This is a genomic window from Pseudomonas sp. AN3A02 (assembly GCF_011765255.1).
GTDB lineage: Bacteria > Pseudomonadota > Gammaproteobacteria > Pseudomonadales > Pseudomonadaceae > Aquipseudomonas.
Genome location: NZ_JAARNI010000017.1, coordinates 17599 through 43590, shown reverse-complemented (window position 1 = coordinate 43590; position 25992 = coordinate 17599). Strand labels below are relative to the sequence as shown.

The window sequence follows — 25992 nt, the reverse complement described above, 5'->3', positions numbered from 1 at the left end:
CCCTTTATCAGGCGTATTCCCATGACCTTGCAGATCGGCTTTTTGTTGTTCCCTGGCATCCAGCAACTGGACCTCACCGGCCCCTACGACGTGCTGGGATCGCTGCCGGACGTGAAACTGCACCTGGTGTGGAAGGACCTGGCGCCGGTCACCTCCAGCACCGGATTGGTCTTTACCCCGAGCACCACCTACGAGGAGTGCCCAACGCTGGATGTGATCTGCGTGCCCGGCGGCTCAGGGGTCGGCGCGTTGATGGAGGATGAGCAAACCCTGGCGTTTCTCAAGGTGCAGTCCCAGACCGCACGTTACGTGACCTCGGTGTGCACTGGCTCTCTGGTGCTGGGCGCAGCGGGCTTGCTGCGCGGGCGTCGGGCAACCACTCACTGGGCCTACCACGATATGCTCGCCCCGCTGGGCGCGATCCCGGTGCAGGAGCGCGTGGTGCGTGACGGCAACCTGTTGACCGGTGGCGGGATTACCGCCGGGATCGACTTTGCCCTGACCCTGGCGGCCGAGCTGTACAACGACGCGGCGGCGCAACTGGTGCAGTTGCAGATTGAATATGCCCCGGCACCACCATTCAATGCAGGCCGGCCAGAAACCGCGCCGCCGCATGTGCTGGAGGAAGCCCGCAAACGCACCGCCGAGTCGCGCAAGACACGGGGTGAAATCGTGGCACGCGCGGCTGCACGGCTGGGTTAAGCATTCGCATGCCCGTGGCGGTCGGCGGGCACCAGATGCCCGATCGTTCCGTCCCCGTAGGCCCGCTCCACTTTGGAAATCACCACGTGATAACCGCCGTACCACCGGCGGTACAGACGCTTGGCTTCCAGGTGGGTCGGGTGGCTGGCAAAGGCGCGGATTGACGCTTCATCACGCCAGTAATAACTGGCGTTGATCAAACGCCCATCCGCCGAGTGCCACGACTCGGCCCCCACGTATCCCGGCAGCCTTGCCGCCAGTGCGTCGATCAAATCCGTGAGGCGCTGGAACTCGTCATCCCGTTCACCAGGCTTGTAGATAAAGGCTGCGATGTACATGGGTAACGTCCTTTTATAAGTGGGATTTCACGTCGGGCGAGACATCAATGCCAACCGTATGGCCAGCACCATCAGCACGCTCGCCAGGCCCCATTTCTGTAAGCCTGCGCTGCCCGATTTGCCGGCAAAAAACCGGCTGAGCGCCCCGCCGAAGATCCCCAGCACGGCATGAAAGACACCGCTGATCAATGTCAGGATGATCCCCAGCACCACCAGTTGCAGCGCGATGGGCCCCGCCTCGGGGCTGACGAATTGCGGCAGGAACACCATGAAAAACAGCAACGCCTTGGGGTTGAGCAAACTGTTGAGCATCGCCCGCACAAACACCCGGCCCAACGGCACGCGGGTGACGTGGGCCGGGTCCAGGGCGGGCGTTTTTTGCAGGGTCTTGAACACCAGCCACAACAGGTACAACACCCCGGCGTAGCGAATCAGGTCAAAGGCCGGCGGCCAACTGGCGACCAGTGCGGTCACGCCGGTCGCGGTCAGTGCCGTGAGCAGCAGGTCCGCCACACTGATGCCCAACCCGGACGCCACGCCGCCACGCCAGCCATAGGTCACACCGTGGCTGATGACGAAAGCCATGTTCGGCCCCGGGAATAACAACAGCAGCAGAACTGCGCCAGAGAAAACAGCCAGGGTTGCGAGGTCGATCATGCTCAAGCCATCCACCGGGAAAGCCTGTAGATTAATCAGCTCACCTGATACAAACAAAAAATTGATCTAGATACGCTTTACACGGGAACGCGCCATGGCTCAGGTCCGCTACAAACTGATCGTCGATGAACTGGCCACGCGGATACGCGCCGGGAAATTGCCGCCGGGCACCCAGTTACCGACCGTGCGCAGCCTGATGAACAGCCATCGCATTGCTCTGGCGACGGCGTTGCGGGTGTACAGCGAGCTGGAGGCCAGTGGTCTGGTAGTGGGCGAGCCAGGGCGCGGCACGTTTGTGCGCGACACCACCCTGCTGCGAGGCATGGGCCTGGTTCAACAACCGCTGCAACCAGGCACCGTGGACCTGAGCCTGAACTACCCTTCGTTGCCCGGCCAGGCCGAAATGCTGCGCGACGGTTTGCGCGCCATCGCCGCCTCGGGCGACCTCGATGCCCTGCTGCATTCTGCCCCTCAGGGTGGCCGCGCCCATGAGCGGCAGACGGCGGCGCGGCACCTGCGTAATCGGCAGATTCGCGTGGGTGGCGAGCAGGTGCTGATCGTCAACGGGGCGCAGCAAGGTCTCTCTGTCAGCCTGATGGCGTTGCTGCAACCGGGGGATGTGTTGGCGGTTGATGCGCTGACGTATCCCGGGTTGAAAACCCTGGCCCAATCCCAGCGCATAGACCTGGAGCCTCTGCCGCAACCCGCTGGCCATACTGATCTGGATGCGCTGGAGGCCTTGTGCAAACGGCGCCCGGTGCGGGCGTTTTACTGCATGCCCACCCTGCACAATCCGCTGGGCACGGTGATGAGCGAAACCGACCGCCAACGCCTTGCAGTGTTGGCTGAGCGCTACGATTTTCTACTGGTCGAAGACGGCGCCTACGCCTTTCTCGCAGAGCCGGCGCCCAAGCCGTTGTTCACCTATGCGCCGTTGCGCACGGTGTACGTGTCCGGCCTGTCGAAGAGCGTAGCGTCGGGGTTGCGGGTGGGGTTTATCGTGGCGCCCAAAGCGTGGGTACCGGCGCTGGAGCAAGCGATTCGCGTCTCGACCTGGAGCACACCGACGCTCACGGTGAACCTGGCCTGCCGTTGGATCGAGTCCGGCGCGGTGGATACGCTGGAGGAACAGAAGCGTCAGGATGCGCGCCAGCGCCAGGCGCTGGCCCGGGAGGTATTGCGAGGGTTTGAGGTGATTGCGCATCCGGCGTCGTATTACCTGTGGCTGGTGTTGCCGGAAGGTCTGCGGGCGGATGCAGTGGTGGCTGCGCTGGAGGGCCAGGGTGTGCGCGTCACCAGCGCAGAGCCGTTTGCCTGTACGGCCCATGTGCCGCATGCGTTGCGGGTGGCGTTGGGGTCGATTGATTTGGCAACGTTGAGATTAGCCTTGGGGAAAATTCGCGAGGCAATTCGGATATGAATAAAGGGCCAGCAGGGTAAATCCCTTTGATTTGCGGGACGTTTCCGAGACAATCTTTCGGCCTTGTGCCTGTTGGAACCGGTGGCTAGTCTTCGCCCCTTCACTGCTCATCAGTGAACGGGTTTAGTCGCCCGGTTCTGAAAAGGCGCATGGTCCCATCATGAGGTTTTATGGTGGCTGTGCGCAGGGCACCTTCGGGTGCGCCGGGTTTTTCCTTTTCGGCCGGTCGACTAACCTGCGTACAGCCGCCACCCTACGTTTAGTCGCGAAGGGCCGGCTCCTTAACCGAAAAGGAGCTACACCATGAATAAAGCCGTCCCCGACCCACCCAGCGACCTGCTGAAAAACCGCGCCGCGTTCAATCGCGCACTCGAACACTATCTGCCCTCCCGGGGCTTCCACACGGTGAACGAAGACCTGAGCTTCGAAGACTCCCTGCTCTACACCGCCAGCCTGCTCAGCAGCGCCTCGGCCACCGCCCTCGACTGCGGTGAACTGCTGCAAAGCCCCGAGCGGGCGAAGTTATTGGCGGTGTGGCATTTGCTGGAAATAGCCAAGACCACCGTCGACCGGTCGATTGAGTGCTTGCACTTGCGCAAGGCTTAGCAACATCCGAACTGATCGACATTTTTGAAAAGCGATCTTCAAGCTTAGTACCGCACCGATGTGGTGACGGACTCACGTCCTCACCACTCGTCGCTTGTCCCCGAAAAACCCCGCGTCCTACCTCCGTCAAAAAAAGGTTTTCCTCCCCGGCAGGAAATTTCCCAAATTTGTTCCTACACTCCAAAACGCCAGCATTTTGTTCTCGAAAAACCCGAGAGCTCGACCAAGACAGTCAACAATCTGTCACGTCGACGAGTAGATAATGTGTCTAGACCGACACCCTTATAAAAAAGTCAAAACCTTGACGAATAGGGAAAAGAGAACCATCATTTAGCCATTACCCCGCAAATTCCCTGCAAATAGATAGGTAATTGCGTATTACCCAGCGAAGCAAGCCGTTCGTCTGGCGCCACTTATAAAGCAAGCCCTGCCTTTATGGATGAGCAGCCAAACAAGGAAGCCCTGGTGTGCAATGAGGGATGTTTTTATGCGCGAGAAGTCGTCAGTCGACAGCCTGTTTTTGACCCGGGCCGGTTTTATTGAGTTTTTCGTTGTTTTCGTAAAGTTGATGCACGGTCTCACCGCCGTTTTGCCAGCGCTGATCCTCGTGTTTTATCCAGAACCGATGGCCTCCGAGTTGCGCGCGCACTTTCTCGGCTTGCTGCTGTTCTTCGCGATCCTGACGATTATTCTGTTCCAGGCCATGGGGGTTTACTCCGAGGAGTTGTTCAGCAACCGCCTGCGGTTTCGCACCATGCTGGTGGCCTGGTCTTCGGCGTTTTGCATCCTGCTGTTCATGTACCAGATTCTGCTGATGTTCCCGCAGTTGAGCCCGCGCAACCTGGCGTTCTGGTTTGTCGCCAGCCTCGCGTTGTTCGGGCTGGAGCGGATCGTGATGCTGCGTCTGTTCCGCAACCTGATGGCCAACGGCAAATACTTGCAGCGTACGGTGATCCTTGGCTTCACCGACACCGCCGTGCACGTGGCCGACCACTTGCAACGCAACGGTGATATCCGCTCCGGCCTGATCGGTTTTATCGACGATCGCACCGAGCGCATCCCCAAGGAATTGAGCAACCTGCCGCTGCTGGGCAATACCCGCGACCTGGAAAAACTGATCCGCTCCGAGCAGGTCAACCAAGTGATGATCACCCTGCCCTGGGCCGCCGAGCAGCGGATTAACGGGTTGGTGAAGCGCCTGCGGCAGATGTCGGTCAACGTGATGCTGGTGCCCGACATGGCCGCCCTGCGTTATGGCCACAGCCGCATCACCGATGTCGGCGGCATCCTGATGTTCAACACCTCCCATGTGCCGCTGCGGGGTTGGTCGCCGTTTATCAAACGCTGCGAAGACCTGATTCTGGCGACCCTTGGCCTGGTGGCGTTGTCGCCGCTCATGCTGATCACGGCGATTGCCATCAAGCTCGACTCCAAGGGCCCGGTGCTGTTTCGCCAGAACCGTTTTGGCTACAACGACAACGTGATTCGGGTGTTCAAGTTCCGCTCGATGTACGCCGAGATGAGCGACTTCAACGCCGACCGCCAGACCACCCGCGGCGACCCGCGCATCACCCGCGTGGGCCGGATCATTCGCAAGACCAGCATCGATGAGCTGCCGCAGTTGTTCAACGTGCTGCTGGGCAACATGTCGATGGTCGGCCCGCGCCCCCACGCCACCGCGACCAAGGCCGCCGGCGTGCCCTACGAAGTCGCCGTCAGCGAGTACAGCTCGCGGCACCGGGTGAAACCGGGCATCACGGGCTGGGCGCAAATCAACGGCTATCGTGGTGAAACCGACACCCTGTTCAAGATTCAGAAACGCGTTGAGTACGACCTGGAATACATCTCGAAGTGGTCGGTGTGGTTCGACTTGTACATCGTTTTCATGACGGTCCCAGCCGTCCTTTCGACCAAGGAAGTCTATTGATGAACACCCTCAACGGCTTGATTCCCTGCATTATTTCCGGTGGCTCGGGCACCCGGCTGTGGCCGGTGTCGCGGCAGAACATGCCCAAGCCTTTCATGCGCATGCGTGACGACCAGAGCCTGTTGCAGAAGACCTTCCTGCGGGCCAGTCACTTGCCGGGCGTGGAAAGCGTGCTGACGGTGACCAACCGCGAGATGCTGTTTCGCACCCTCGATGACTACCGTGTGGTCAACAAGACCCACCTGGCCCTCGACCTGCTGCTGGAGCCATTCGGGCGCAACACCGCCGCTGCGATCGCCGTGGCCGCCCTGCACGTGCAGGAGAATTTCGGCGGCGAGGCGCAGTTGCTGGTGATGCCCGCCGACCACCTGATTATTGATGAAAGCGCCTTCGCCGATGCCGTCACCCAGGCCCGCGAACTGGCAGAGGCCGGCTACCTGGTGACTTTCGGCATCCAGCCCGACCACCCTGAAACCGGCTTCGGCTATATCGAACAAGGCGATGCACTGGGCCAGGGTTTCCGGGTCAAGCGTTTCGTCGAGAAGCCCGACCTGGCCACCGCCCAGGGTTATCTGGACGGCGGCAAGCACCTGTGGAATGCCGGGATGTTCTGCTTCAAGGCGGGCACCTTGCTCGACGAGCTTGCGCTGCACGCCCCTGCCGTACTGGACGCCGCGAAAGCCGCCCTCGACCACAGCCACAGCCTGAATAACAACAACTGCCGCCAGCGCGAATTGAACGCTGAAGGCTTCGGGTCGGCGCCGGATATCTCGATCGACGTGGCGCTGATGGAAAAATCCGCGCAAGTGGCCGTGGTGCCCTGCGACATCGGCTGGAGTGATATCGGTTCCTGGGACGCAGTGCGCCAGCTCACCCCGAGCGACGCCAATGGCAACCAAATCAACGGTGAAGCGATCCTGCACGACGTGCACAACTGCTACATCGACTCGCCCAAGCGCGTATTGGGCGCCGTGGGCGTGAGTGACCTGATCATCGTCGACACCCCGGACGCGATCCTGATTGCCGACGCCAACCGCAGCCAGGACGTGCGCTACATCGTCGCCGAGCTCAAGCGCCAGAACCATCCGGCCTTCAGCCTGCACCGCACCGTTACCCGGCCGTGGGGCACCTACACCGTGCTGGAAGAAAGCAGCCGCTTCAAGATCAAGCGCATCGTGGTCAAGCCACGCGCCTCGCTGTCGTTGCAGATGCACCATCACCGCAGCGAACACTGGGTAGTGGTCAGCGGCGCGGCGATGATTACCAACGGCGACCGTGAATTCCTGATCAACGCCAACGAGTCCACCTACATTCCGGCCGGGCACAAACACCGTTTGACCAACCCCGGCATCATCGACCTGGTGATGATCGAAGTGCAGAGCGGCGAGTACCTGGGGGAAGACGACATCGTGCGCTTTGACGACATTTACGGCCGGGCTCCGGCCGAAGTGAAAAGCTGATGCGAACCGCCCTGATCATCCCGACCCGCAACGCGGCCAGCCACCTCGACAGGCTGCTGCCGGCGCTGCGCATGCAAACCCTGCAACCGGACGAAACCCTGGTGGTGGACAGCGCCTCCAGCGATGACACCGTGGCGCGTTTTCGCGAGTTCGGCGTACGGGTCGAAGTGATCGATGCCAAGGATTTCAACCATGGCGGCACGCGCCGCTGGGCCAGCGAGCAAGTCGACGGCGACGCGCTGATCGTGATGACTCAGGATGCGATCCCTGCCGAACCCGAGACCTTCGCCAACCTGGTGGGCGAGCTGGAACTGGACCCGCTCAACGGCGTTGCGTATGGCCGCCAACTGCCGCACCCGGATGCCGGTGTGCTGGGCGCCCAGTCACGTCACTTCAACTACCCGCCGCAAAGCCGCAGCAAAAGCCTGGCAGATGCGCCGGAGTTGGGGATCAAGACCTGCTTCAGTTCGGATTCTTTTTCGGTGTACCGGCGCAGCGCCCTGCAAGCCGTCGGTGGCTTCCCCGCGGATGTGATCGGCAGCGAGGACGCCTACGTCGCCGCCCGCATGCTGCTGGAAGGCTACAAGGTGCGCTACGCCGCCACCGCGCTGGTCTATCACTCCCACGATTACCGTCTCATGGATGAGTTTCACCGCTACTTCGACATTGGTGTTTTCTACGGCCGTGAGCCGTGGATTCGCCAGGCTTTTGGCGATGCCGGCGGTGAAGGTAAACGCTATGTACTGGCCGAGCTTCGAGCGTTACGCGAAGCCGGTGCATTGCACCGCGTACCCGAAGTACTGGTGCGCAGCGCGTTCAAATTGCTCGGCTACCGGCTGGGCCATCTGGAGCGCCAGCTCCCCCTCGCCCTCAAGCGGCGCATCAGCATGTTCCCCGGTTATTGGAGGTGAGCATCATGACCTACAGGAAGACCCTTTTGATGAAACGAACCTTGCTCGTCCTGGCCATGATGGCATTGGCCGCCTGCAATACGCCCGCGCGGATCGTCGCGCCCGATGGCAAGACCGTGAACGAGGGCAAGCAGGCCCTCGATCGCATGGCCCAGTTGCCGCCGGCGGTGGAGCGGATCCGCATCGGCGACCAGCTGCGGATCGTCCGCGATGCCGGGGAAATGCCGACCCTCTCGGCGTTCAACGTCAGCACGATTTATGAGCTGACGCTGTACACCGTGCAGAACGACGGCAAGATCAACTACCCCTTCCTGGGCCCGATCCAGGTGGCGCGGCGCACGCCGGCGGAAGTCGCCGCCGAGCTGAGCCAGAAACTCGCACCGGTGTATCGCGAGCCTCGGGTCACGGTGAATATCAACCAGGCGCCGGGTAACACGGTGATCGTCGGCGGCGCGGTGTTCAACCCGTCGGCGATCTCCATCGCCACGGCCCCGACCATGGAGCAGGCGATTCTCGGTGCCGGCGGCGTCAGCCCGGTGGGCAACGCGAGCATGGTCGCCCTGCTGCGTGAAGATGGCCAAGGTATCTATCACGCTTACTTCCTGGATTTCAGCCAGTACCTGAAGAACGGCGCACTGGGCCGCAAGCCCGTGGCGCTGCAACGCGGTGACGTGGTGTTTGTACCCAAGTCCAACGTCGGCGAACGGATCCAAGGCGTGGACACTTACCTGAACCAGCTGATTCCCTTCACCAAATCCATTGGTGTGGGCTACAGCTACACCACGAACCACTAAAGGAGCGACATCCCATGATCGAGATCCGTTCTTTTCGTGATCTTCTGCGCCTGTTCTTCATCTTCAAGCACGAGTTCAAACTGGCGGCGATTGCCGCGCTGGTGATCATTTTGCTGGGGGCGTTCCTGCTGCCGGCCAAGTATGAATCCACCGCGCGGTTGCTGGTAAAACCGGGCCGTGACTCGACGATGCCGATCGAGGTCAACAACCGTCAGCCGATCGTCATGCCGAGCACTCAGCGCGACCCGATTGTCGACGAAGAGCGCTTGCTGACCGGGCGCCCCATCGTACGTGCCGTGGCCGAGCATTACCTGGAAGTGATGGACAAGATGCAGCCGCCGGAAGGCGTGTGGAAACGCACCAAGTGGTACGTCAAAAAAGGCATCAGCGCCGTGTTTGACGGTGTGCGAGTGGTGCTGGAAACCGTTGGCATCGTCGAAGAAACCACCCCGGTGGAACGCCTGGCGAAAAGCCTGGAGAAAAACTTCGAAGTGACCCACGCCGTCGGCTCTACGGTGATGGACATCAGCTTCCGTTGGGATGATCCGCAAATCGCCCAGGCGGTGGTCAAGGATTGGGTCGAGACGTACATCGACGAGCGCACCCAGGCGTTGGGCCGCAAGAGCCTGTACGCGTTCTATGAAGGCCAGGTGTCTTCAAGCGCTGCCCAGATCAAGAGCTACAAGGACCAGATCCTCACGCACTTGAACGAGATCGGCGCATCGAGCATCACTGACCGTCTGGAAGACTTGTCCGAGCGGATCAACGTGCTGCGTGGCGAAGTGTTCAACTCCACCCGCCTGATTGCCTCGTCTGACAGCGCCATCGAAAGCACCCGTAATCAACTCAAGGGCCAGCCCAAAGAGGTGACCACGGTTCGCCAGATCGCGTTGAACCCGCAGCAACAAGACTTGCGTCGCCTGCTGAACCAGAAGCTCCTGGAAAAAGCCGACATGATGCGTACCTACACGGATAACGCGCCGCCGGTCAAAGCCCTGGACGCCTCGATCCGTGCCATGCAGGCCCAGGTCGCCGGTGAAAGCGACACGGTGCAAAGCTCGGAAAACCGTGCGCCAAACACCCTGGAAATCCACCTGCAACGGGTGCTGCTGGATGAAACCAGCAACAACCTGGCGCTGCGCACACAACTGACGCAACAGCAAAAGCAACTGACAGAGCTGGAAGCCCAACGCAAGGACGCCCTGGCCATTGAGCCGGAACTGGCGCGCCTGGCCCGTGAGCTGAACGGCACCGAGAAAAACTACGCGCTGTATGTCGACAGCCTGGAGAAATCGCGGATCGACCGTGAACTGGACAAGAGCCAAATCAGTAACATCGCGGTGATCGAAGAAGCCACCCTCAACCCTGGGCGCGTCTTCCCGAAAACCCTGTTGATGCTGTTGCTGGCGATCCCGTTCTCCATCGTGGTCGGGCTGCTGGTGATCTACCTGTGCTACCTGCTGGATCAACGGATCCACGACGGCGGCCTGGTGGAAGGCAAATTCGGCCTGCCGCTGTGGACCACGCTGCCGGAGCTGGACACCAGTACCGCGCAAAGCACCAACGCCTTCAACGCGAGCATTTATCGCCTGTATGGCTTGCTGCCGCTGGAGCGTATTGCCGAGCAGGGCCTGACCCTGGGGCTGACCTCCGCGCGACACGGTGAAGGGGTGAGTTTTATCGTCGAGCAGTTGCGCCAGTTGCTGGAAGAGAATGACGTGCGGGTACGGGTCGGCGGGATTGAGCCGGCGGTTCCTGGCCAAGTGGTGTTGCTGGATGCCTCGGCGCTGCTGGACAACCGTGACGCGTTCATCAACCTGCGCCGTGCCGACCTGATTGCGCTGGTCGTAGAAGCGCAAAAAAGCACGGTACCGGTGGTGGAACATGCACTGTCGATCCTCACCACGGCGTTCGGCAAGGTCGATGGCATCATCATCAACCGCCGCAAGTTCGAGGTGCCGGTCAAGGTGCTGAAAACCATCGCCAAATATCGGGGTTCGTTCTGATGCGCATCGCCCTGCTCGCTCCCCTGCCGCCGGAAAAGAATGGGATCGCCGACTACGCGAACCATTTCAAGACGGCACTGGAGCAACTGGGCGTCGAGGTGGCTACGCCCTTGACGGGCGTGGTCAGCAGCACGACGTCGATCAAACAGGCGATTGCCGGTTTCGATTGGCAGAGTGTTGACCTGGTCCACGCCGAGCTGGGCGGTGGGCGCCTGGGGGAGTTTTTGGCCCTGCGCGAATTGCGCAAGGCCTACCCTGCGCTGCCACTGACTGCCACGGTGCATGACCCGGAACGCATGGTCTGGCGGCGCGAGCAATTGCCCTTTCCGCTGAACCTGCTGGAATCCTTGCCCAGCCCATTGCCGCAAGCGGCGGTGGTGCTGGCCGATCCCTTGACCCTGCGCGAAGAACGCCACGTCGCCCAAGGCCTGACCCGGCTGGTGACCCTCACCCGCCTGGGCGCCGACTGCCTGACGGCGCGCATGCAATTGCCCGCCGGCAAGGTGGCGGTGATCAACCACGCCAACCTGGATATCCCGCCAGTGCCCTTGCCGCCACTGGACACGCTGCACCTGCTGTATTTTGGTTTTATCTACCGTGGCAAAGGCATCGAAGACCTGTTGCAGGCCCTGGCCGCCGTCTTTGAAAAAGCCCCCGAATTGCGTGACCGTGTGCGCCTGACCCTGGCCGGTGGCACTGCCGCCGAAATGGCGTTTGGCGCGGGCGGCAATTACCTGGAGCAGTTGAACAGCCAGATCGCCGAACTCGGCCTGGCCGGCTCCATCGACTGGCGGCTGAATTTGCCGGCCAGCGACATCCCGCAGACGATCCAGGCGCACCATGTAATGGTGCTGCCGTATCGCGAATCGAAAAAGCTCGGCCTGTTGGGCCGCCAGCGCGGCACCAGCGGTGCCTTGTCGTGGGCCGCCGCCTGCGGGCGCGGCGCGATCACCTCCGATGCCCGGGCGTTTGCCGAAGAAGTCGCCAGCGGCAATGGCGCCATCTATCCACAAGGCGATGTAGCCGCCTTGAGCGAACAACTGTTGCTGCTCGCACGCAATCCGCAAATGGCCAGGGACTGGGCCGAGCGCGCCGCCGCGATTGGTCGTGAACGCCTGTGGCCGTTGACCGCGCAGAAGTTCGCGAAGCTGTTTAGTGAAGCCATTGCAGGAGGCAACCATGGCACGTAAACGGACTTACCTGGCGACCCTCGCGATCGTCGCCGCACTGGGCCTGACCGCCTTTCTCTGGGGCCGCCCGGCGGATGCCGAGAGTCATGTGCTCAAGGGCAGCAAAGAGATCGTATGGAAAGATTTTCTGGGGGTGAACGCGCAGTTCCTGTGGTTCAGCCCCGAGCGTTATCAGAAGCAGATCGACCGCCTCAAGGCCCTGGGCCTGGAATGGGTGCGCCTGGACCTGCACTGGGACCAGCTGGAAACCGCCGAGAACCAGTACAACGTCGCGACCCTCGATGAGCTGGTGAACAAGCTGCAGCAGAACCAGATCAAGTCGGTGTTCTACCTGGTGGGCTCGGCGAAGTTCGCCACCACCGCGCCGACCTCTTCGCCCTATCAGGACCAGTTCCCGCCCAAGGACCCGGGCATCTTCGCCAACCGCATGGCATTGCTGGCCCAGCGTTACCCCAGCGTGGACGCATGGCAGGTGTGGAACGAGCCGAACCTGTTGGGTTTCTGGCGCCCCGTCGCCGACCCGGCCGGCTATGCGAACCTCTTGCAAGTCACCGCAGCCGCGCTGCGGGTGGTGAACCCGAACAAACCGGTGGTGACCGCCGGCATGGCGTTCTTCAGCGAAATGCCCAACGGCCAGAATATGCTCGACGGGCTGCTGCAACTGGGCCTGCCGAGCCTGAACACCGTGGTGTCTTATCACCCCTATACCCAATTGCCTGAAGGCAACGACCCGTCGAACCTGGACTTTGTCGCCAAAACCAGCGCGTTCAACCAGAAACTGCGGGCCGCCGGGGTCAAAACCCTGTGGAGCACCGAGTGGGGCTGGTCGACCTATAAAGGCCCGAAAGAGCTGCAGGACTTCATCACGCCTCAAGGCCAGGCCGACTACATCGTGCGCCGCATCGCACTGATGAGCGCGCTGGATTTTGACAAGATTTTCCTGTTCACCCTGAGTGACCTGGACCAGCGCGCCAGCGTGCGCGACCAGAGTTATGGCTTGCTCGACATCGACACCAATCCCAAGCCGTCGTATACCGCCTTGAAGAATTTCCTGCAGGTGAGCGGGCCCAAATTGACCCCGGGCGATCCGCCCACCGCCGACCAATTGCCCGACGGCCTGTTCAGCATCGGCTGGACCCGTGCCGATGGGCGCAAGGTCTGGTTCTTCTGGTCGGCCCGTGGCGGTAACGCGCACTTGCCGGGCATGACCACCGCCACCTTGTACGACCCATTGCGCAGCACCGAAACACCGTTGAGTGGCACCAATGGACTGGATGTACCGGTCAAGCCCAACCTGCAAATTCTGTTATGGGATTGAAGCCACCCATGCGCATCCTCTGGATCCTGCCCTACTCGCCTTGGCCCGCTACCAGCGGTGGCAAGACGCGCCAGTTTCATTTGCTGCGCAGCCTGGCTGCGCGCGGGCACCGGATCACCTTGCTGTTGCATGACAAACAGGCGGTATCGCTGACGGATCGCCAGGTGCTGGAAGCCTTTCTGGAACAGCTGATCATCCTGCCGCGCCGCCCGCTGCGCAGCCTGAAAACCCTGCTGGCGGGGCTGTTTACGCCCTACCCGCTGCTGGCCAGTGTGAATGGTTTGTCGGGTGAACTGCAGGACACCTTCGAGCGATTGCTGACCGAGCATTGGGACGTGGTGCAGATCGAACACACCTACACCTTCCAGCCTTACGAAGCTGCGTTGGCCCGTCGCTCCCAGCCGTTTGTGCTGACCGAACACAATGTGGAATCGTCCCTCGGCGCCGCGACTTACGACCGCCTGCCCGGCTGGGCGCTGCCGTTTATTCGCTACGATCAATGGCGCTACGGCCGCTGGGAACGTCGGGTGATGCGCCAGGCCGCGCAAGTGGTCGCGGTGACTGAGGCCGATGCCCAGACCCTGGCGCAGATTGCCGGCAAACCGGTGCCGGTGGTGGTCAACGGTGTGGATTGCGCGCACTTCGCCGCCGCCCGCCCTGACCCGGCGACCCGCCGCGTGCTGTTTCTCGGCAACTACGAATACGCACCCAACGTGGATGCCATCGAGTGGGCACTGGATGAAATCCTGCCGAAGGTCTGGGCCCGCTGCCCCGACGCACGCATGAGTGTCTGCGGCTTCGGTATGCCGGAAAGCTGGCGCGAACGCTGGAAGGACGGGCGCATCGAGTGGCAAGGTTTTGTGCCCAACCTGCTGGCCCTGCAATCGAGCTGCTCGGTATTTTTGGCGCCGTTGCGCCATGGTGGAGGCTCCAAGCTAAAGGTCCTTGAAGCCCTCGCCGCCGGCCTGCCGCTGGCGAGTACCGACCAGGGCGTGTCCGGGCTGGATGTAGTGGAAGGCCTGGACTACCTCGGCGGCCAGACCGCCGACAGCCTGGCCGACGCCGTGGTGCGCCTGCTGCAACAGCCTGAAACCGCAGCCCCGATGGGCGAAGCCGGTCGCGCCTATGTGCGCCGCGCCCATGACTGGAGCGTCGCTGCCAGCCAGCTGGAGCAGGTGTACGCCCAACTGTCGCCCCTGAACCAAAAGGAGCCGGCATGCGCGTAGGCCTCGATTACCGTACCGTCGGCACCTCGCCGCAATCAGGCATCAGTCGCCAGGTATACGCCCTGGAAGATGCCCTGCGCGCCATGCCCGGTATCGAGCTGGAACGCTTTACCGTCGCGCCGCTGGGCGATGAACTGCGCCTGAATGCGCATTGCCCGGACTGGGGCTGCGCCAAGACCTCCATGCATCAACCCCATCAGCGCCTGCGTTTCGAGGCGGGATTCTTGCCCAAGGCCCTGCGCGATGAGCGCATTGATGTGTACATCAGCACCTTTAATATGGGCCTGCCGCTGCCGCCCAAACCCAAAGGCCTGCGTACCGTGGTGCTGTTGCATGACCTGTTTCAGATCACCCTGGACAACTACCACGCGAATCGCCTGAAGGCGATGATCTACAAGGCCAGCGATCGCCTGTCGATCACCTATGCGGTGCACACGGCAGACCGGGTGTGGACGCCTTCGCAGTACAGTGCCGATGAAACGGCGCGGCTGTTTCCCAAGGCGGCCGGCAAGATTCGTGTGTTGCCCAATCAGGTGGTCGGTTTTGTCGGCTTGCCGGCAGACCTCTCGGCCCGGCAACTGCCCGAGCGCTATTGGCTGCTGGTGGGCACCCGGGAATTGCGCAAGAACGTGCCATTCCTGGTGGACGCCTGGCAGCAGGCGCGCAGCCAATCGCCGAGCGTGCCGGAACTGGTGCTGGTGGGCAGCCTGGAGCATTTGCCCGAAGCACAGCGCAACTACCCCGGGATACGCGCGTTGAGCGGCGTTTCCGATGCCGAATTGCACGGGCTCTATCGCAACGCCTCGCGCCTGTGGCAGCCTTCTTATGCCGAAGGCTTTGGCTTGCCGGTGATTGAAGCCCTGAGCGTCGGTACCCCGGTCGCGGTAGCCAGCGGTACCTCGCTGGACGAAATAACCCCGCCCCTGGCGCCACGGTTTTCACCCACCGACGGTGCGGCGCTGGTGCAATTGATGCTGCACCTGGCCGACCAACCCGTCGAACAACCACCTGAACAGTTACGCAGCTGGGCCGAACGTTTCAACCACCAGGCCTACCGTCGGCGCCTGGCCGAACTGATCGAGGAATTGAATTGAGAATCTCACTGGGTAGCCTCGTCGCCATCGTCTTCGGCCTGCTGTTTGGTGGGTTGATCCTGTTCCTTTCCCCGGCCAAGGCCGTGCTGGCGGTGATCGGCCTGGCCGCTGCCGTGACGATTTTGCGGTTCCCGTTCTGGGGGCTGCTGCTGTTCGCCCTGGTGGCGACGTTCATGCCCTACTCCACGCTTAACCTGGGGATTCGCAGTACGGTCAGTGAGGCGTTGATTGCGCTGACCTGGGCCGCGGTGATCTGGCACGGCTTCCTCTCGCGCCTGCCGGCTGCGCCACCGCTGTCCCGGCGCCCTACCGACCGCATGTTGATGTGGCTGATGATCTTCACGGTGGTGCCGTTTATCGTCGGCCAGGTGAGCATTACCGCCGAGGCCAGCGGCCTGGCGAACTGGTTGCGTTGGTTGCTGAATCTGTCGGTGCTGTTCCTCGCCGCCAAGCTGCTGGTTGAGCAGAAGAACCGCGAAGCGCTGGTGATCGCGTTGTTGCTGGGCACCCTGGCGATGCTGGTGATGTCCATCGGCGTGTTTATCCGCTCGCGCTCGGCCTCGGGCATGTTGCCGATCCTGACCCTGATGAATTACGGCAGCCTCGACACCCTGTCCCTGGGCCTGGGCGCCATGGCCTCGCGGATGGGTTCGCCGTGGATGCACCCCAACGCCACCGGCGGGATCATGGCCTTACTGCTGCCGTTGGCGTTCTGCTATGGCATCACCAACACTGGCTGGAAACGCGGCCTCGGCCTGGGCGTTGCCTGCCTGGGCGCAGCGGCCTTGCTGTTGGCCAGTAGCCGGGGCGCGATGGTCAGCCTGGCGCTGGTGCTGATCTGGATGGCGTCGCGGCGGGTGCCCTACACCGGGCGTTTGCTGATGATCGGCGTGGCATTGGCCGTGGCGCTGGTGCTGTCGTATCCACCGTTGCAGGAACGTCTGGCGACGATCTTTTCGACCCAAAACGCGAGTACCGAAGTGCGCTTCGACGAATACCGGATGTTCCCCCAGGCCGTCGCCAGTTACCCGCTGGGCATTGGCTTCAAGGTTGACCCGCCGGTGCCGGGCACGCACTTGCTGGGGATCTCCAACCTGTGGCTGAACTTCGTCTACAAGACCGGCGTGATCAGCATGCTGCTGTTTATCGCGGTGACCTGGCGCTGGTGGCGTGAGTCCCGGCCGGAAATCGGCCCGATCCGCCTGACCAAGGACAACGCGATTTGGCTGGGCAGCACGGCGGGGATTCTGTCGGCACTGGTCAGCGGCTTTTTTGACCACTACTTCAGTTTCGCCCTGGTGATGATTGCGCTGTTCTGGCTGATGGTAGGGATCAACGTGCTGGAGGCGCGGCGACTGTTTCCGGCGCGGCTGCCACAGGCCAAGACCGTGTCATATCGCAAGCCTTTGCTCGATAGCGTCGGACCCTAGGCATGCTCGGATCGGCGTTCTGGTTGACCCTGGCGACCCTGCTGGGGCTGTGCCTCGGGTTTGCCCGTGAGTGGTTGTTGGTGGCCGCGTGGGGCGCGGGTGAGCGCAGCGATGCGTTTCTGATTGCGCTGTTTTTGCCTGAAGCCTTGCGTATGTCACTGGCCGGTGGCGTGCTGAGCGCCGCCGCCCTGCCGCTGTACTTGCAACGCAAGGAGAGCGAACGCCTGGACTGGCTGGCGGTGTTGTTCCCGGCGCTGCTGTTGATTGCGCTGGTGACCAGCCTGCTGTTGACGCTACTGGCGCCGTGGCTGGTGCAACTGCTCGGCCCGGGCCTCGCGGCAACGGCCACCAGCCTTGCCAGCAGCAACTTGCAGATCCTCGCCTGGAGCGTGCCGGGCTTGATGCTGCATGCGTTGTTCAGTATTCCGTTGCAGGCCAGCGAGCGCTTTGTGGTCGCGGGGCTCGGTTCGTTGCTGTTCAACCTGCCGCCGGTGACCTACCTGGCCCTCGCCGGCACCGCCACGCAACCGCACTCGCTGGCATTGGCCTGCCTCATGGGCAGTTTGCTGATGCCCCTGGCGCTGTTGCCGTCGATGGTGCGCCTGGGCTGGCGGCCTTGGCGGCTGCGGGCTTCGACCCTGGAATTGCGCGAGCTGGGCGGGCGTATCGGTCCGTTGCTGCTGAGCAATGGCGCCAGCCAGGGTTTGGCATTGATTGAACGGTTGGTGGCGTCGTTGCTGGGCGAAGGCGCGGTGACCTGGGTCAACCTGGCCCGCAAGCTGATGAACTTGCCACTGATTGCGCTGATGAGTCTCAACCAGGTGCTGCTGGGCATGATGAGCCGGCGCCAGGGCGACGAGCGCCTGGCCCTGCTCAAGCGCGGCCTGGAAACCGCCAGCCTGCTGACCCTGCCCGCCGGCGTCGGCCTGGTGGCGGCGGCGCCGAGCCTGGTGGCGTTGCTGCTGCCCAAGCAGTCGGTGGATTCGCCGTTGCCGCTGCTGCTGGCCTGGTTTGCCGTGCCGCTGGTGTTCGGCGCCTGGAACGCTCTGTTGGCGCGTTATGCCTACGCCGCCGGCGACACCCGCCAGCCGCTGCGTTGCGAGTTGCTGGGCAGCCTGGTGAACGTGTTGCTGCTGGGTGTGCTGCCGTTTGTGTTTGGCCTGGCGGGTATCCCGCTGGCCGCCCTCGCCGGCGTGCTGTGCACCGCGTTGCTGCTGATGCAACGCCAGGCCTTGCTCGGCGCCCTGCCCTGGAAGGGGCACTGGTTGTTGAGTGGGCTGGTGATGAGCGTGGCGGCGTTGGTGTTGTTTCGGGTTCAAGGAATTTGGCTGCAGTTGGGGTTGAGCACCCTGGCTGGGGCCGTGGTGTTGCTGGGCATGGGCCTGTGGCTCAAGCCGTGGCGCAAGGCAGATTTATAGAGTGGGAGCAGTCAGGTGAAAAAACGCTGGATTCAAATGGATATTGCCAAGGGCATTGGCATCCTGATCATCGTGTTCGGGCATGGTTGGTTCGTGGAGCACTCCCCGGATTTGCTGTACCCGATACTCGCGGTCTTTATCCTGCCGCTGTTCTTCTTCCTGTCCGGGGTGTTTTTCAAGCCCGAGCAGCCCTTTGTTGAAATGGCGGTGCGCAAGGCCGATGCCCTGCTCAAGCCGTTCTTCACCACGATGCTGGCATACGTTTTGGTGCGCGATATCCTGCGCGGCCAGCCGCTGCTGCCCGACATTGGCGGCGTGCTGTACGCCTCCGTGGACACCCTGCCCTGGCAGGCCTTGTGGTTTCTGCCGCACTTCTGGGCGGCAATGCTGTTTGGCTGGGTGATGCTGCGGCTGATGCAGCGCCTGGGCCTGTCGCTGGTGTGGAGTTGCGTGGTGGTGGGCGTGCAATTGCTGCTGGGGGTCTGGACCCTGGACTGGTTCTGGCAGGTACCGATTACCGTTGGCGGCCAGACCTGGACGATGCCGGGGCTGCCCTTCAGCCTGGATGTCACGTTGATCAGCAGTACCTATTTCATTCTCGGTTACCTGCTGCGGGACGTTCTGCGCAAACACCAGAGCTCACTGCTGAGCATGGTGGTGGCGCTGGTGGTGTACTTCGCGATTTTCATCCCGACCTGGGACACCATGGACCTGGCCCAACGGCGCTATGACCATTGGTTGTGGACCAGTGCACTGGCGGTGATCGGTGTGTACATCTGCTGGGCGCTGGCCGGGTTGATGATGACCTCCGCGGTATTGACCCGCGCCATGACCTACATCGGGCAGTCGACCCTGATCCTGTTGATTTTCCATGGCGAGATCCAGCACAAAACCATCGCGCTGCTGCAGCACCTGGGCCTGCCGGATGTGGCGGCCGCGTTTATAGGGCTGGTGGTGGCGGTGGTGGTGCCGTTGATGATCGGCGAGGTGATCAAGCGGGTGGCGTTCCTGCGGTTCTTCTACTTCCCGTTCCCGGTGCGCAAGGCGCCGGCCGTGGCCGGTGAGAAGCCTGGGGCGTAAACCGGCGCCCCAGGCCGGTCGACCCTAGAAGTCGTACTTGAGGCTGGTCATCAGGTTACGCGGCGCACCATACATCCCGTGGTTGCCCGCGTAACTGAGGTACTCCCGGTCAAACAGGTTGTTGAGGTTGACCGACGTGCTGAGCTTGGGGGTTATGTCGTAGCGCACCAGCAGGTTGGCAATCGCATAGCTGCCCTGGCTGAAGGTGTGCAGGTCCTCGCCTACCTTGCTCTGCCAGTTCACGCCACCGCCGACGGTGACCTTGTTCAAGTCCCCCGGCAGGCGGTAGGTGGTGAAGGTCTTCAAGCTCTGGCGCGGCAAGGTGGTGACGATGCGCTTGTCGTTGGCATCCGTGCTCACCGCGTACGCGTAGCCAGCGGATGCCTGCCAGCCTTCGGCGAGTTCACCGCTGAGTTCCAGCTCCACGCCTTCGGTGGTGGTGCCTTTCTCGTTGCGATAGGTATTGCCGCCCGGGGTATCGATCCAGATTGCCAGGTTGTCCTGTTCCAGCTTGAACAACGCCAGGCTGGTATTCAGTTGTTCATCGAAGAAGCTGCCCTTGAGACCCACTTCATAGCCCTTGCCTTCCATCGGTTCCAGGGGCTTGTTGTTGATGTCCCGCACCCAGGTTGCCTGGGGATTGAAGATCTTGGTGTAGCTGGCATACGCCGACCAGTTCTCGGTCAGGTCATACACCACCCCGGCGTAGGGAATATAGACCCCAGTTTGCGATTCATCGGTGCGCGTCGCATCCCCCGCATAAGGTCGGTCTTCAGTTTCACGCTTCCAGTCGATCACCCGGCTGCCGAGGATCACGCTGAGGTCATCGGTAACCCGCAGGCGCGTGCTCAGGTAGGCCGCGTACTGGCTCTCATCCGCCGAGGACTTGCCGGTAACGTTGAAGTCCGGCTTGGCCGAATGCCCGTCCCAGGTGAACAGGTTGTCGATGGCGCCCGCCGGTGAACCGGAATAGTCATAGTGCCAACCGCCGTAACTGGGCACGCTTTCGCGGTACTTGGACAGGGTGACGCCGGCGATCAACTCATGCTCGCGCCCCAGCAAGTCGAACGGCCCGGTGGCGTAGAGGTCGAGGTTGTCCTGGCGTGGTGTGCCGGAGAAACGCACCGGCAGTTGAGTGGTGCCGCTGCCGTCACGATTGAGGGAGCCGTTGACGTAGTTGAAGACCTCGTCGAACTGGTTTTCGCTGTGGGTGAATTCCGCCTTGGCGCTCCAGCCGTTATCGAACTTCTGCTCGATGGAGGTGAAGAAACTGGTTTGCTCGTGGTCGTTATAGGACCAGGCCGGTGCAGTGTTCAACGAGCGGCTGAGGTTGGTCCGCGAGCCGTCGGTAAAGCGCGTGGGCAAGCCGGAACGGGCGGGTGAGTCGACGTCGGTGCGCAGGTAACTGAAGCCCATGGTCAGCAGCGTGTCTTCGCTCAGGTCGAATTCGGTGATGCCGTAGAGGAGTTGGGTTTCTTGCTTGTAGCGGTCGATCCAGGCGTGTTCGGTCTTGTAGTCCGCCACCAGCCGCCCGCGCACGTTGCCGGTTTCGGTCAGCGGGCCGGACACGTCAAGACCGCTGCCATAGCGGTCCCAGTTACCCGCCGCGGCCGTGACGCTGGCGCGGGCCTCGGCTGTCGGGCGTTTGCGAATCAGGTTGATGGTGGCCGACGGATTGCCCATGCCGCTGATCAGGCCGGTAGCGCCGCGTACGATTTCCACCCGGTCATACATGGCCATGCTTTGGGTGTAGTTGTCCATGCGGGTGACGGTGGGCACGCCGTCGATTTCGAAGTTCTGGATCTGGAAACCCCGGGAGAAGTAACTGTCGCTCTCCGAGCCCAGGCCGTCGCGTAGCACGACGATGCCGGGGGTGGCGTCGAGGGTATCGCTGAGGGTGCTCAGGCGCTGGTCATCCAGGCGTTGGCGGGTCATCACTGTGAGCGATTGCGGGGTTTCCCTGGGTGTGAGGTTCAGGCGCGTCGAACTGCTGGACGATTGGGTGGTGTAGGAACCGGTGCCCTCGGTGGTCGAACCCGGGGCCTTGCCGGAAATCGACACGGTACCCAGTTGCAGGGCGTCGCCGGTGGGGCGCGGTTCCAGGGAATAGCTGTCACCGCTGCCGCGCACGGCTTGCAGGTCGGTGTTGCCGAGCAGGATCGCCAGGCCGCTGTCCAGGTCATGCAGCCCTTGCAGGCCAGGGCTGGTTTTGCCCTCGGTGAGCACCGCCGGGTAAGACAGCAGGATGTGCGTGACCTGGCCGAACTGGTTCAGCGCAGCAGCCAGGGAGCCTGGCTTGATATCGAATGTGTGTTGCTCAGCCGCCTGTACCCACGCCGGCGCCAAGAGCACGGGCGCCGCCATGGCCAGGCTGGCAATGCCCCGGACCACCGCGACGGCCAGTGTTTTTTTCAATGTTGTACGTATCGGTTGTCGCGCTTGCATGCCCTGCTCCCCAGTAAAGTTGGCTTCTGGGGATACGAGTCTCGTGAGAAACGCAAACGGACCACCCTTGGGCGAAAATAAATTCAGGCCAGGTTTCGTCGTGGCTTGAGGGTGACCCAGAAACGCGTGAAATGCTCCACGTCCAGCTTGAGGGTTTGGCCCAGTGTCGTGAGGATGCGGTCGGTGTCGCCCAAGGGAAACGTGCCGGACACTCGCAGCTCGCTCACGGCTGGATCACAGGCCAGGTGGCCCCGCCGGTAGCGGCTCAGTTCATGGAGGAAGTCTTCCAGGCGCCGCCCCTGAGCGACCAGCATGCCGCGACTCCAGGCCAGCTCGCCGTCGCGCTGCGCCCTGCGCGCCAGCAGTGTGTTGGCGTCGAAACTGATGATCTCCCCAGGTTGCAGGCTGATGGTGCCCATGGGGATCTGGGCCGAGAGCACGCCCTGGTCCGCACCCAGTTGGGTAAAACCGCCCCGCTGGCGAAGGCTGAAGCGGTTGGCGGAGGCACGGGTCAGGCCTTCGGCGGTTTTGACCCATAACGGGCGCGTGTCCGCCGGGTTAGGCAACACCAGGATTTCTCCCCGCAGCAGATGGATTTGCCGGGTATCGTCGGTGTATTTCACGTCGATGGCGGTGTCGGTATTGAGCTGGACTTCCGTATTGTCTGCCAGGTCGATGCGCCATTGCTCGCCGACGCCGGTGCTGTAGTCGCTGGTCCAGTGCTGCACCAAGGGTGTATCCCGGGCCGTCCACGCCACGCTGCCGGCTGCCAGCAGCAGGGCCAGGTTCTTGATCACCCGGCGCCGCGACAATGCCGGCAACAGTGCGGCCTTCACCAATGCCTGATGAGCCGGCGCGCGCACGTCCTGCATCCGCTGGAAAAACCGTTGGGAATGCTGCCACGCCAATTCATGGGCTGGGTCTTGCTGGCGCCAGGCGAGCCATTCGGCGCGGGTTTGCTCACTGACCTGCGGCGCCTGCAATTCCAGCTGCCAATGCATGGCCTGCTCGGCCGCTTCCAAAGACAGTGGCGACGGCTTGATCAACGCTGGCTGTCCAGCAGGATGCACTGGGCGCCCGCCTTGACGATGTAGCGCTTGACGGTGGTGATGCTCGCGCCGAGGCGCTCGGCAATTTCGCCGTGGCTCAAGCCGTCGAGTTGCGACCACAGGAATGCCTGGCGCACCGGCAGTGCCAGGCGGCTGAGTACTTCGTCGAGGGCCATCAGGGTTTCCAGGAGAATCCACTGGGTTTCAGCACTGGGAGCCGACTCTTCCGGCAACAGCGTCAAGGCCTGCAAATAGGCCTTTTCGAGTTTTTGCCGGCGGTAGTGATTGGACAACACGCTCTGCGCGACTTTCGCCAGAAAGCTGCGAGGTGCCTGGACTTCAAGGGGCTGGTTCTTGGTGAGCAAGCGCAGGAACGTGTCCTGGGCCAGGTCGGCGGCACTCTGCGAACAGTTCAAGCGACGCCATAGCCATTGCTGCAACCAGCGGTGTTGCTGCTGGTAAAGCGTGGCCAGGTCAGTGGGAGTTGCCGATGGGGTCGGGGACATGAAGGGCGCGCAGAGTGCAAATGATAATGTTTATCATATGCTGCACAGTGCAGAGGCTGCAACTACTCAACTTGCAGGAGCGAGCTTGCTTGCGAAAAACCTGAGGATGGCGTGGCCATTCAGAGAGGCCGCGTCTTCGTTAACGATTTTCGCGAGCAAGCTCGCTCCTACAGTGTGGGTCAGTCGTCCAGTTGCTGTGAAGCAGGTGCTTGCTTCACAGCTTTGCCAGGCTTCGCGGCTTTCGGCGCAGCCGGTTCCGGTTCGGCCGGGGCGGCAAGCTCCTTTTCAGCCCGGGGCATCTGATCAATCGCGCTGAAGAAATCCGCCAGGTTGAGGGTGTCCGGTGGCACGGTCTTCTCGAGTTTTTTCTCGCCGTCCTTGCCCACCAGAATCACTTTGGTACCACTGCCGGCACCCAACTTGAGTGCGCGGATCAGCGCATTGGTTTCAGGCGGGGCGAGCTTCTTGTTGTCCTTGGCCTCCTTGGCGAACTTCTCGCCTTCGGCGCCGATGCTGCCGAAGGACACCGTGTAGAGCACCATGCTGCGCTCTTCAAAGGACTGCTTGTTGGCAGGCTCTTCCAGCTGTTTCTTGAGAGTGGCCAACGTTGGGTTGCCGGAGTCGAGTTCCACCACCACCAACGGGCGTGACTTGCCCAGGTCCTGCTTGAGCGGGTTGAGATCATCCGCGGCCAGCAGCGGCCCCGTAAAAGCCATCAAGGTAGCCAGGGTCAGCGACCGGATGAGCATGCACACCTCCTTTGAATTCCATGCAGGGTTCTTGAGTTTCATGTCTGCGACAGTCAAATTCAAGGATGATTCCTACGCCAGCTTCAGAAAGCGTAGGTCAGGACGCCCGCGACGCAAGGCGTTTAGCCACCTTAGGCCTCATTGTTTCTTCTGATTGCTAAGGCTTACAGCGGCCAATGCCGGGCAAATACCGGCGCCACGATGGGGTCGGCATCCACCTGCGCCAGCATCCGGGCAAACTCAGGCCGCGACTGTTGTATCGCCTCGCGTCCTCCCGCCCAGCGCGACACGGCTGCGGCCATGACCCCCAATGCATTTGGAGCCTGCTGCGGGGTGACCAGTTGGTCGGCGAATTGATCGGCAAACACTTCCCAGGCCCCATGCAGGCGGCGACGGGTGCCGCTGATCAACTGTCCATGCTGCTGCGCATCGGCGCTGGCGGTCCAGCGTTCCGGGTAGTCAATGATGCCAATCGCCGAATAACAGTTGGCGGCGATGTACACCAGGCCGCGAATGACTTGGGCGGGCTCCTCGGGCAGCAACGCCGAGGCGGGAAATTGCAGGCCGAGGTGAATCAGGATCGCCGCGCTTTCGGTCAACACGCTGCCATCCGGCTGTTGCAGGGTGGGGATTTGCTTGAGCGGGTTGATCTGCGCCAGGGCTTCGCTGCCTGCGCTGTCTTCCCAGGAGCAGGCGTCGACCTGGCGCCACTCGACACCGCAACGCTGCAGGGCGATTTCGATGATGCACGAGCCGGTGCCTTGGGTTCCGTAGAGGGTGTACACGGTGCTGAGCCTCCTGGCAGTGGGTTGAGGTGTTAGGCTAGGCCGTTCAATCGTTCAACGGGAAGCCATCATGCACAGCAAACGCGTCACGATCGAAGACTGGGACGGCGACGGCGCCATTCGCCTGCCGGACGAAGCCTTGCAGGAGTTGGGGCTGGATGTGGGCGACACGCTGTACATCGTCGAGACCTATGTGGGCACGCAAAAAGGTTTTGTGTTGTCGACCACGCCGAAAATTGCCGACCTGATGGATGAGCTGGTGGAAGAGCTGAGCCACAAACCCTAGCGAGTCAGCCTGGCCAGCAACCCCGCCTTCACCTGCGGCCATTCCGGATCAATGATGCTGAAGCGCACCGAGTTGCGCTTGCGGCCATCAGGCATGATGCGCTCGTGGCGCACGATGCCTTCCTGTACCGCACCGAGGCGCAGGATCGCGGCCCGGGATTTTTCATTCAGTTCATCCGTCGTGAATTGCACCCGCACACAGTCCATCACTTCAAACGCGTGGGTCAGCAGCAACAGCTTGGCCTCGGTGTTGACCCCGGATTTCTGCACCGACTGGCTGATATACGTGTGGCCGATCTCCAGCTTGCGGTTGACCCGGTCAACCTTCCAGAACCGTGTGCTGCCCACCACCTCACCAGTGTCGCGGCGCACGATGACAAACGGCATCATGGTGCCCGCCTCCCGCCCGGCCAGGGCGATGTCCACGTACTTCTCGACGGTGTCGGGGCCCGGCACGTTGGTCACCTTGAGGTTCCACAGTTGCCCGTCGGCGGCGGCCTGTACCAAGGCGGCCGAGTGTTCGCGTTGCAGGGGGCGGAGTTCGACCGTGGTGCCGGTCAGGGTGATTTCAGTCATGGGAGTGCTGCGCCGTCTGG

General features: G+C 62.2%; 24 protein-coding genes. 16 read left to right on the top strand and 8 right to left on the bottom strand.

From position 1 onward, the window contains the following. The first annotated feature begins 21 nt into the window (after positions 1-21). Complete coding sequence (gene inhA, locus HBJ59_RS30905; RefSeq protein ID WP_167665741.1) at positions 22-702, top strand: isonitrile hydratase; 681 nt, start codon at positions 22-24, stop codon at positions 700-702. Here inhA and HBJ59_RS30900 read toward each other — a convergent pair. Both HBJ59_RS30900 and HBJ59_RS30895 read right to left on the bottom strand, forming a co-directional pair. Beyond that, complete coding sequence (locus tag HBJ59_RS30900) at positions 699-1040, bottom strand: antibiotic biosynthesis monooxygenase (RefSeq protein WP_076014308.1); 342 nt, start codon at positions 1038-1040, stop codon at positions 699-701. The genes inhA and HBJ59_RS30900 overlap by 4 nt on opposite strands. Positions 1041-1067: 27 nt before the next feature. Beyond that, complete coding sequence (locus HBJ59_RS30895; protein ID WP_167665740.1) at positions 1068-1697, bottom strand: LysE family translocator; 630 nt, start codon at positions 1695-1697, stop codon at positions 1068-1070. A gap of 94 nt (positions 1698-1791) precedes the next feature. Here HBJ59_RS30895 and HBJ59_RS30890 point away from each other — a divergent pair, with 94 nt between their 5' ends. The 14 genes from HBJ59_RS30890 to HBJ59_RS30825 all read left to right on the top strand — a co-directional run bounded on the left by HBJ59_RS30890 (position 1792) and on the right by HBJ59_RS30825 (position 19577). Continuing rightward, entirely contained in the window at positions 1792-3117 is a 1326-nt protein-coding gene (locus HBJ59_RS30890; protein WP_167665739.1) for a PLP-dependent aminotransferase family protein, read from the top strand. Between the two features lie 303 nt (positions 3118-3420). Next, positions 3421-3723, top strand: coding sequence for a DUF6124 family protein (locus HBJ59_RS30885; RefSeq protein WP_167665738.1), 303 nt, complete (start codon positions 3421-3423; stop codon positions 3721-3723). A gap of 487 nt (positions 3724-4210) precedes the next feature. Continuing rightward, positions 4211-5650 carry an undecaprenyl-phosphate glucose phosphotransferase gene (locus tag HBJ59_RS30880; protein ID WP_076014312.1) on the top strand — a complete coding sequence of 480 codons (1440 nt, stop codon included), beginning with the start codon at positions 4211-4213 and terminating at the stop codon, positions 5648-5650. After that, positions 5650-7110, top strand: a complete 1461-nt coding sequence (locus HBJ59_RS30875; protein ID WP_076014313.1) for a mannose-1-phosphate guanylyltransferase/mannose-6-phosphate isomerase — start codon at positions 5650-5652, stop codon at positions 7108-7110. The genes HBJ59_RS30880 and HBJ59_RS30875 overlap by 1 nt, the downstream gene beginning before the upstream one ends. Next, complete coding sequence (locus HBJ59_RS30870; RefSeq protein WP_063028458.1) at positions 7110-8021, top strand: glycosyltransferase family 2 protein; 912 nt, start codon at positions 7110-7112, stop codon at positions 8019-8021. Before HBJ59_RS30875 ends, HBJ59_RS30870 begins: the two co-directional genes overlap by 1 nt. Before the next feature lie 29 nt (positions 8022-8050). Continuing rightward, positions 8051-8815, top strand: a complete 765-nt coding sequence (locus HBJ59_RS30865; protein ID WP_076014315.1) for a polysaccharide biosynthesis/export family protein — start codon at positions 8051-8053, stop codon at positions 8813-8815. Positions 8816-8829: 14 nt separating this feature from the next. Next, on the top strand, positions 8830-10821 hold the full coding sequence (locus tag HBJ59_RS30860) for an exopolysaccharide transport family protein (RefSeq protein WP_076014316.1): 1992 nt from the start codon (positions 8830-8832) through the stop codon (positions 10819-10821). Further along, positions 10821-12011, top strand: coding sequence for a glycosyltransferase (locus HBJ59_RS30855; protein WP_167665737.1), 1191 nt, complete (start codon positions 10821-10823; stop codon positions 12009-12011). Before HBJ59_RS30860 ends, HBJ59_RS30855 begins: the two co-directional genes overlap by 1 nt. Then, positions 12001-13329: a cellulase family glycosylhydrolase gene (locus HBJ59_RS30850; protein ID WP_167665736.1), complete on the top strand. Its 1329-nt coding sequence runs from the start codon at positions 12001-12003 to the stop codon at positions 13327-13329. The genes HBJ59_RS30855 and HBJ59_RS30850 overlap by 11 nt, the downstream gene beginning before the upstream one ends. Positions 13330-13337: 8 nt before the next feature. Further along, entirely contained in the window at positions 13338-14555 is a 1218-nt protein-coding gene (locus HBJ59_RS30845; RefSeq protein WP_167665735.1) for a glycosyltransferase family 4 protein, read from the top strand. Further along, positions 14546-15649 (top strand): glycosyltransferase family 1 protein, encoded by a 1104-nt coding sequence (locus tag HBJ59_RS30840; RefSeq protein WP_167665734.1) that lies wholly within the window; start codon positions 14546-14548, stop codon positions 15647-15649. Before HBJ59_RS30845 ends, HBJ59_RS30840 begins: the two co-directional genes overlap by 10 nt. A gap of 2 nt (positions 15650-15651) precedes the next feature. Continuing rightward, a complete protein-coding gene (locus HBJ59_RS30835; protein ID WP_167665753.1) occupies positions 15652-17079 on the top strand; it encodes an O-antigen ligase family protein in 1428 nt (475 codons plus the stop codon). A gap of 2 nt (positions 17080-17081) precedes the next feature. Beyond that, complete coding sequence (gene murJ / locus HBJ59_RS30830; protein WP_076014321.1) at positions 17082-18497, top strand: murein biosynthesis integral membrane protein MurJ; 1416 nt, start codon at positions 17082-17084, stop codon at positions 18495-18497. Between the two features lie 15 nt (positions 18498-18512). Next, complete coding sequence (locus tag HBJ59_RS30825; protein ID WP_167665733.1) at positions 18513-19577, top strand: acyltransferase family protein; 1065 nt, start codon at positions 18513-18515, stop codon at positions 19575-19577. Between the two features lie 24 nt (positions 19578-19601). Here the strand turns inward: HBJ59_RS30825 and HBJ59_RS30820 are convergent, their stop codons facing one another. From HBJ59_RS30820 to HBJ59_RS30800, 5 genes are all read right to left on the bottom strand, one after another. Beyond that, a complete protein-coding gene (locus HBJ59_RS30820; protein ID WP_167665732.1) occupies positions 19602-22022 on the bottom strand; it encodes a TonB-dependent receptor in 2421 nt (806 codons plus the stop codon). An 83-nt stretch (positions 22023-22105) separates the two neighbouring features. Continuing rightward, complete coding sequence (locus HBJ59_RS30815; RefSeq protein ID WP_372241513.1) at positions 22106-23092, bottom strand: FecR domain-containing protein; 987 nt, start codon at positions 23090-23092, stop codon at positions 22106-22108. Further along, on the bottom strand, positions 23065-23577 hold the full coding sequence (locus HBJ59_RS30810) for a sigma-70 family RNA polymerase sigma factor (RefSeq protein ID WP_167665731.1): 513 nt from the start codon (positions 23575-23577) through the stop codon (positions 23065-23067). Before HBJ59_RS30810 ends, HBJ59_RS30815 begins: the two co-directional genes overlap by 28 nt. Positions 23578-23756: 179 nt before the next feature. After that, positions 23757-24326, bottom strand: a complete 570-nt coding sequence (locus tag HBJ59_RS30805; RefSeq protein ID WP_167665730.1) for a DUF4174 domain-containing protein — start codon at positions 24324-24326, stop codon at positions 23757-23759. Positions 24327-24490: 164 nt separating this feature from the next. Next, complete coding sequence (locus tag HBJ59_RS30800) at positions 24491-25111, bottom strand: glutathione S-transferase (RefSeq protein ID WP_167665729.1); 621 nt, start codon at positions 25109-25111, stop codon at positions 24491-24493. 70 nt (positions 25112-25181) lie between these two features. On the opposite strand from HBJ59_RS30800, the gene HBJ59_RS30795 reads away from it, so the two are divergent. Next, positions 25182-25397, top strand: a complete 216-nt coding sequence (locus HBJ59_RS30795) for an AbrB/MazE/SpoVT family DNA-binding domain-containing protein (RefSeq protein ID WP_167665728.1) — start codon at positions 25182-25184, stop codon at positions 25395-25397. Here the strand turns inward: HBJ59_RS30795 and HBJ59_RS30790 are convergent. Next, positions 25394-25972, bottom strand: coding sequence for a GNAT family N-acetyltransferase (locus tag HBJ59_RS30790; RefSeq protein WP_167665727.1), 579 nt, complete (start codon positions 25970-25972; stop codon positions 25394-25396). The genes HBJ59_RS30795 and HBJ59_RS30790 overlap by 4 nt on opposite strands. Between the last annotated feature and the right edge of the window lie 20 nt (positions 25973-25992).

Coding starts and splice junctions, on each gene's coding strand:
- HBJ59_RS30850 (WP_167665736.1), top strand. CDS start 12,001: ATGGCACGTAAACGGACTTACCTGGCGACCCTCGCGATCGTCGCCGCA.
- HBJ59_RS30845 (WP_167665735.1), top strand. CDS start 13,338: ATGCGCATCCTCTGGATCCTGCCCTACTCGCCTTGGCCCGCTACCAGC.
- HBJ59_RS30790 (WP_167665727.1), bottom strand. CDS start 25,972: ATGACTGAAATCACCCTGACCGGCACCACGGTCGAACTCCGCCCCCTG.
- HBJ59_RS30795 (WP_167665728.1), top strand. CDS start 25,182: ATGCACAGCAAACGCGTCACGATCGAAGACTGGGACGGCGACGGCGCC.
- HBJ59_RS30810 (WP_167665731.1), bottom strand. CDS start 23,577: ATGTCCCCGACCCCATCGGCAACTCCCACTGACCTGGCCACGCTTTAC.
- HBJ59_RS30885 (WP_167665738.1), top strand. CDS start 3,421: ATGAATAAAGCCGTCCCCGACCCACCCAGCGACCTGCTGAAAAACCGC.
- HBJ59_RS30895 (WP_167665740.1), bottom strand. CDS start 1,697: ATGATCGACCTCGCAACCCTGGCTGTTTTCTCTGGCGCAGTTCTGCTG.
- HBJ59_RS30900 (WP_076014308.1), bottom strand. CDS start 1,040: ATGTACATCGCAGCCTTTATCTACAAGCCTGGTGAACGGGATGACGAG.
- HBJ59_RS30870 (WP_063028458.1), top strand. CDS start 7,110: ATGCGAACCGCCCTGATCATCCCGACCCGCAACGCGGCCAGCCACCTC.
- HBJ59_RS30865 (WP_076014315.1), top strand. CDS start 8,051: ATGAAACGAACCTTGCTCGTCCTGGCCATGATGGCATTGGCCGCCTGC.
- HBJ59_RS30890 (WP_167665739.1), top strand. CDS start 1,792: ATGGCTCAGGTCCGCTACAAACTGATCGTCGATGAACTGGCCACGCGG.
- HBJ59_RS30805 (WP_167665730.1), bottom strand. CDS start 24,326: ATGCTCATCCGGTCGCTGACCCTGGCTACCTTGATGGCTTTTACGGGG.
- HBJ59_RS30875 (WP_076014313.1), top strand. CDS start 5,650: ATGAACACCCTCAACGGCTTGATTCCCTGCATTATTTCCGGTGGCTCG.
- HBJ59_RS30860 (WP_076014316.1), top strand. CDS start 8,830: ATGATCGAGATCCGTTCTTTTCGTGATCTTCTGCGCCTGTTCTTCATC.
- inhA (WP_167665741.1), top strand. CDS start 22: ATGACCTTGCAGATCGGCTTTTTGTTGTTCCCTGGCATCCAGCAACTG.
- HBJ59_RS30840 (WP_167665734.1), top strand. CDS start 14,546: ATGCGCGTAGGCCTCGATTACCGTACCGTCGGCACCTCGCCGCAATCA.
- HBJ59_RS30820 (WP_167665732.1), bottom strand. CDS start 22,022: ATGCAAGCGCGACAACCGATACGTACAACATTGAAAAAAACACTGGCC.
- murJ (WP_076014321.1), top strand. CDS start 17,082: ATGCTCGGATCGGCGTTCTGGTTGACCCTGGCGACCCTGCTGGGGCTG.
- HBJ59_RS30855 (WP_167665737.1), top strand. CDS start 10,821: ATGCGCATCGCCCTGCTCGCTCCCCTGCCGCCGGAAAAGAATGGGATC.
- HBJ59_RS30880 (WP_076014312.1), top strand. CDS start 4,211: ATGCGCGAGAAGTCGTCAGTCGACAGCCTGTTTTTGACCCGGGCCGGT.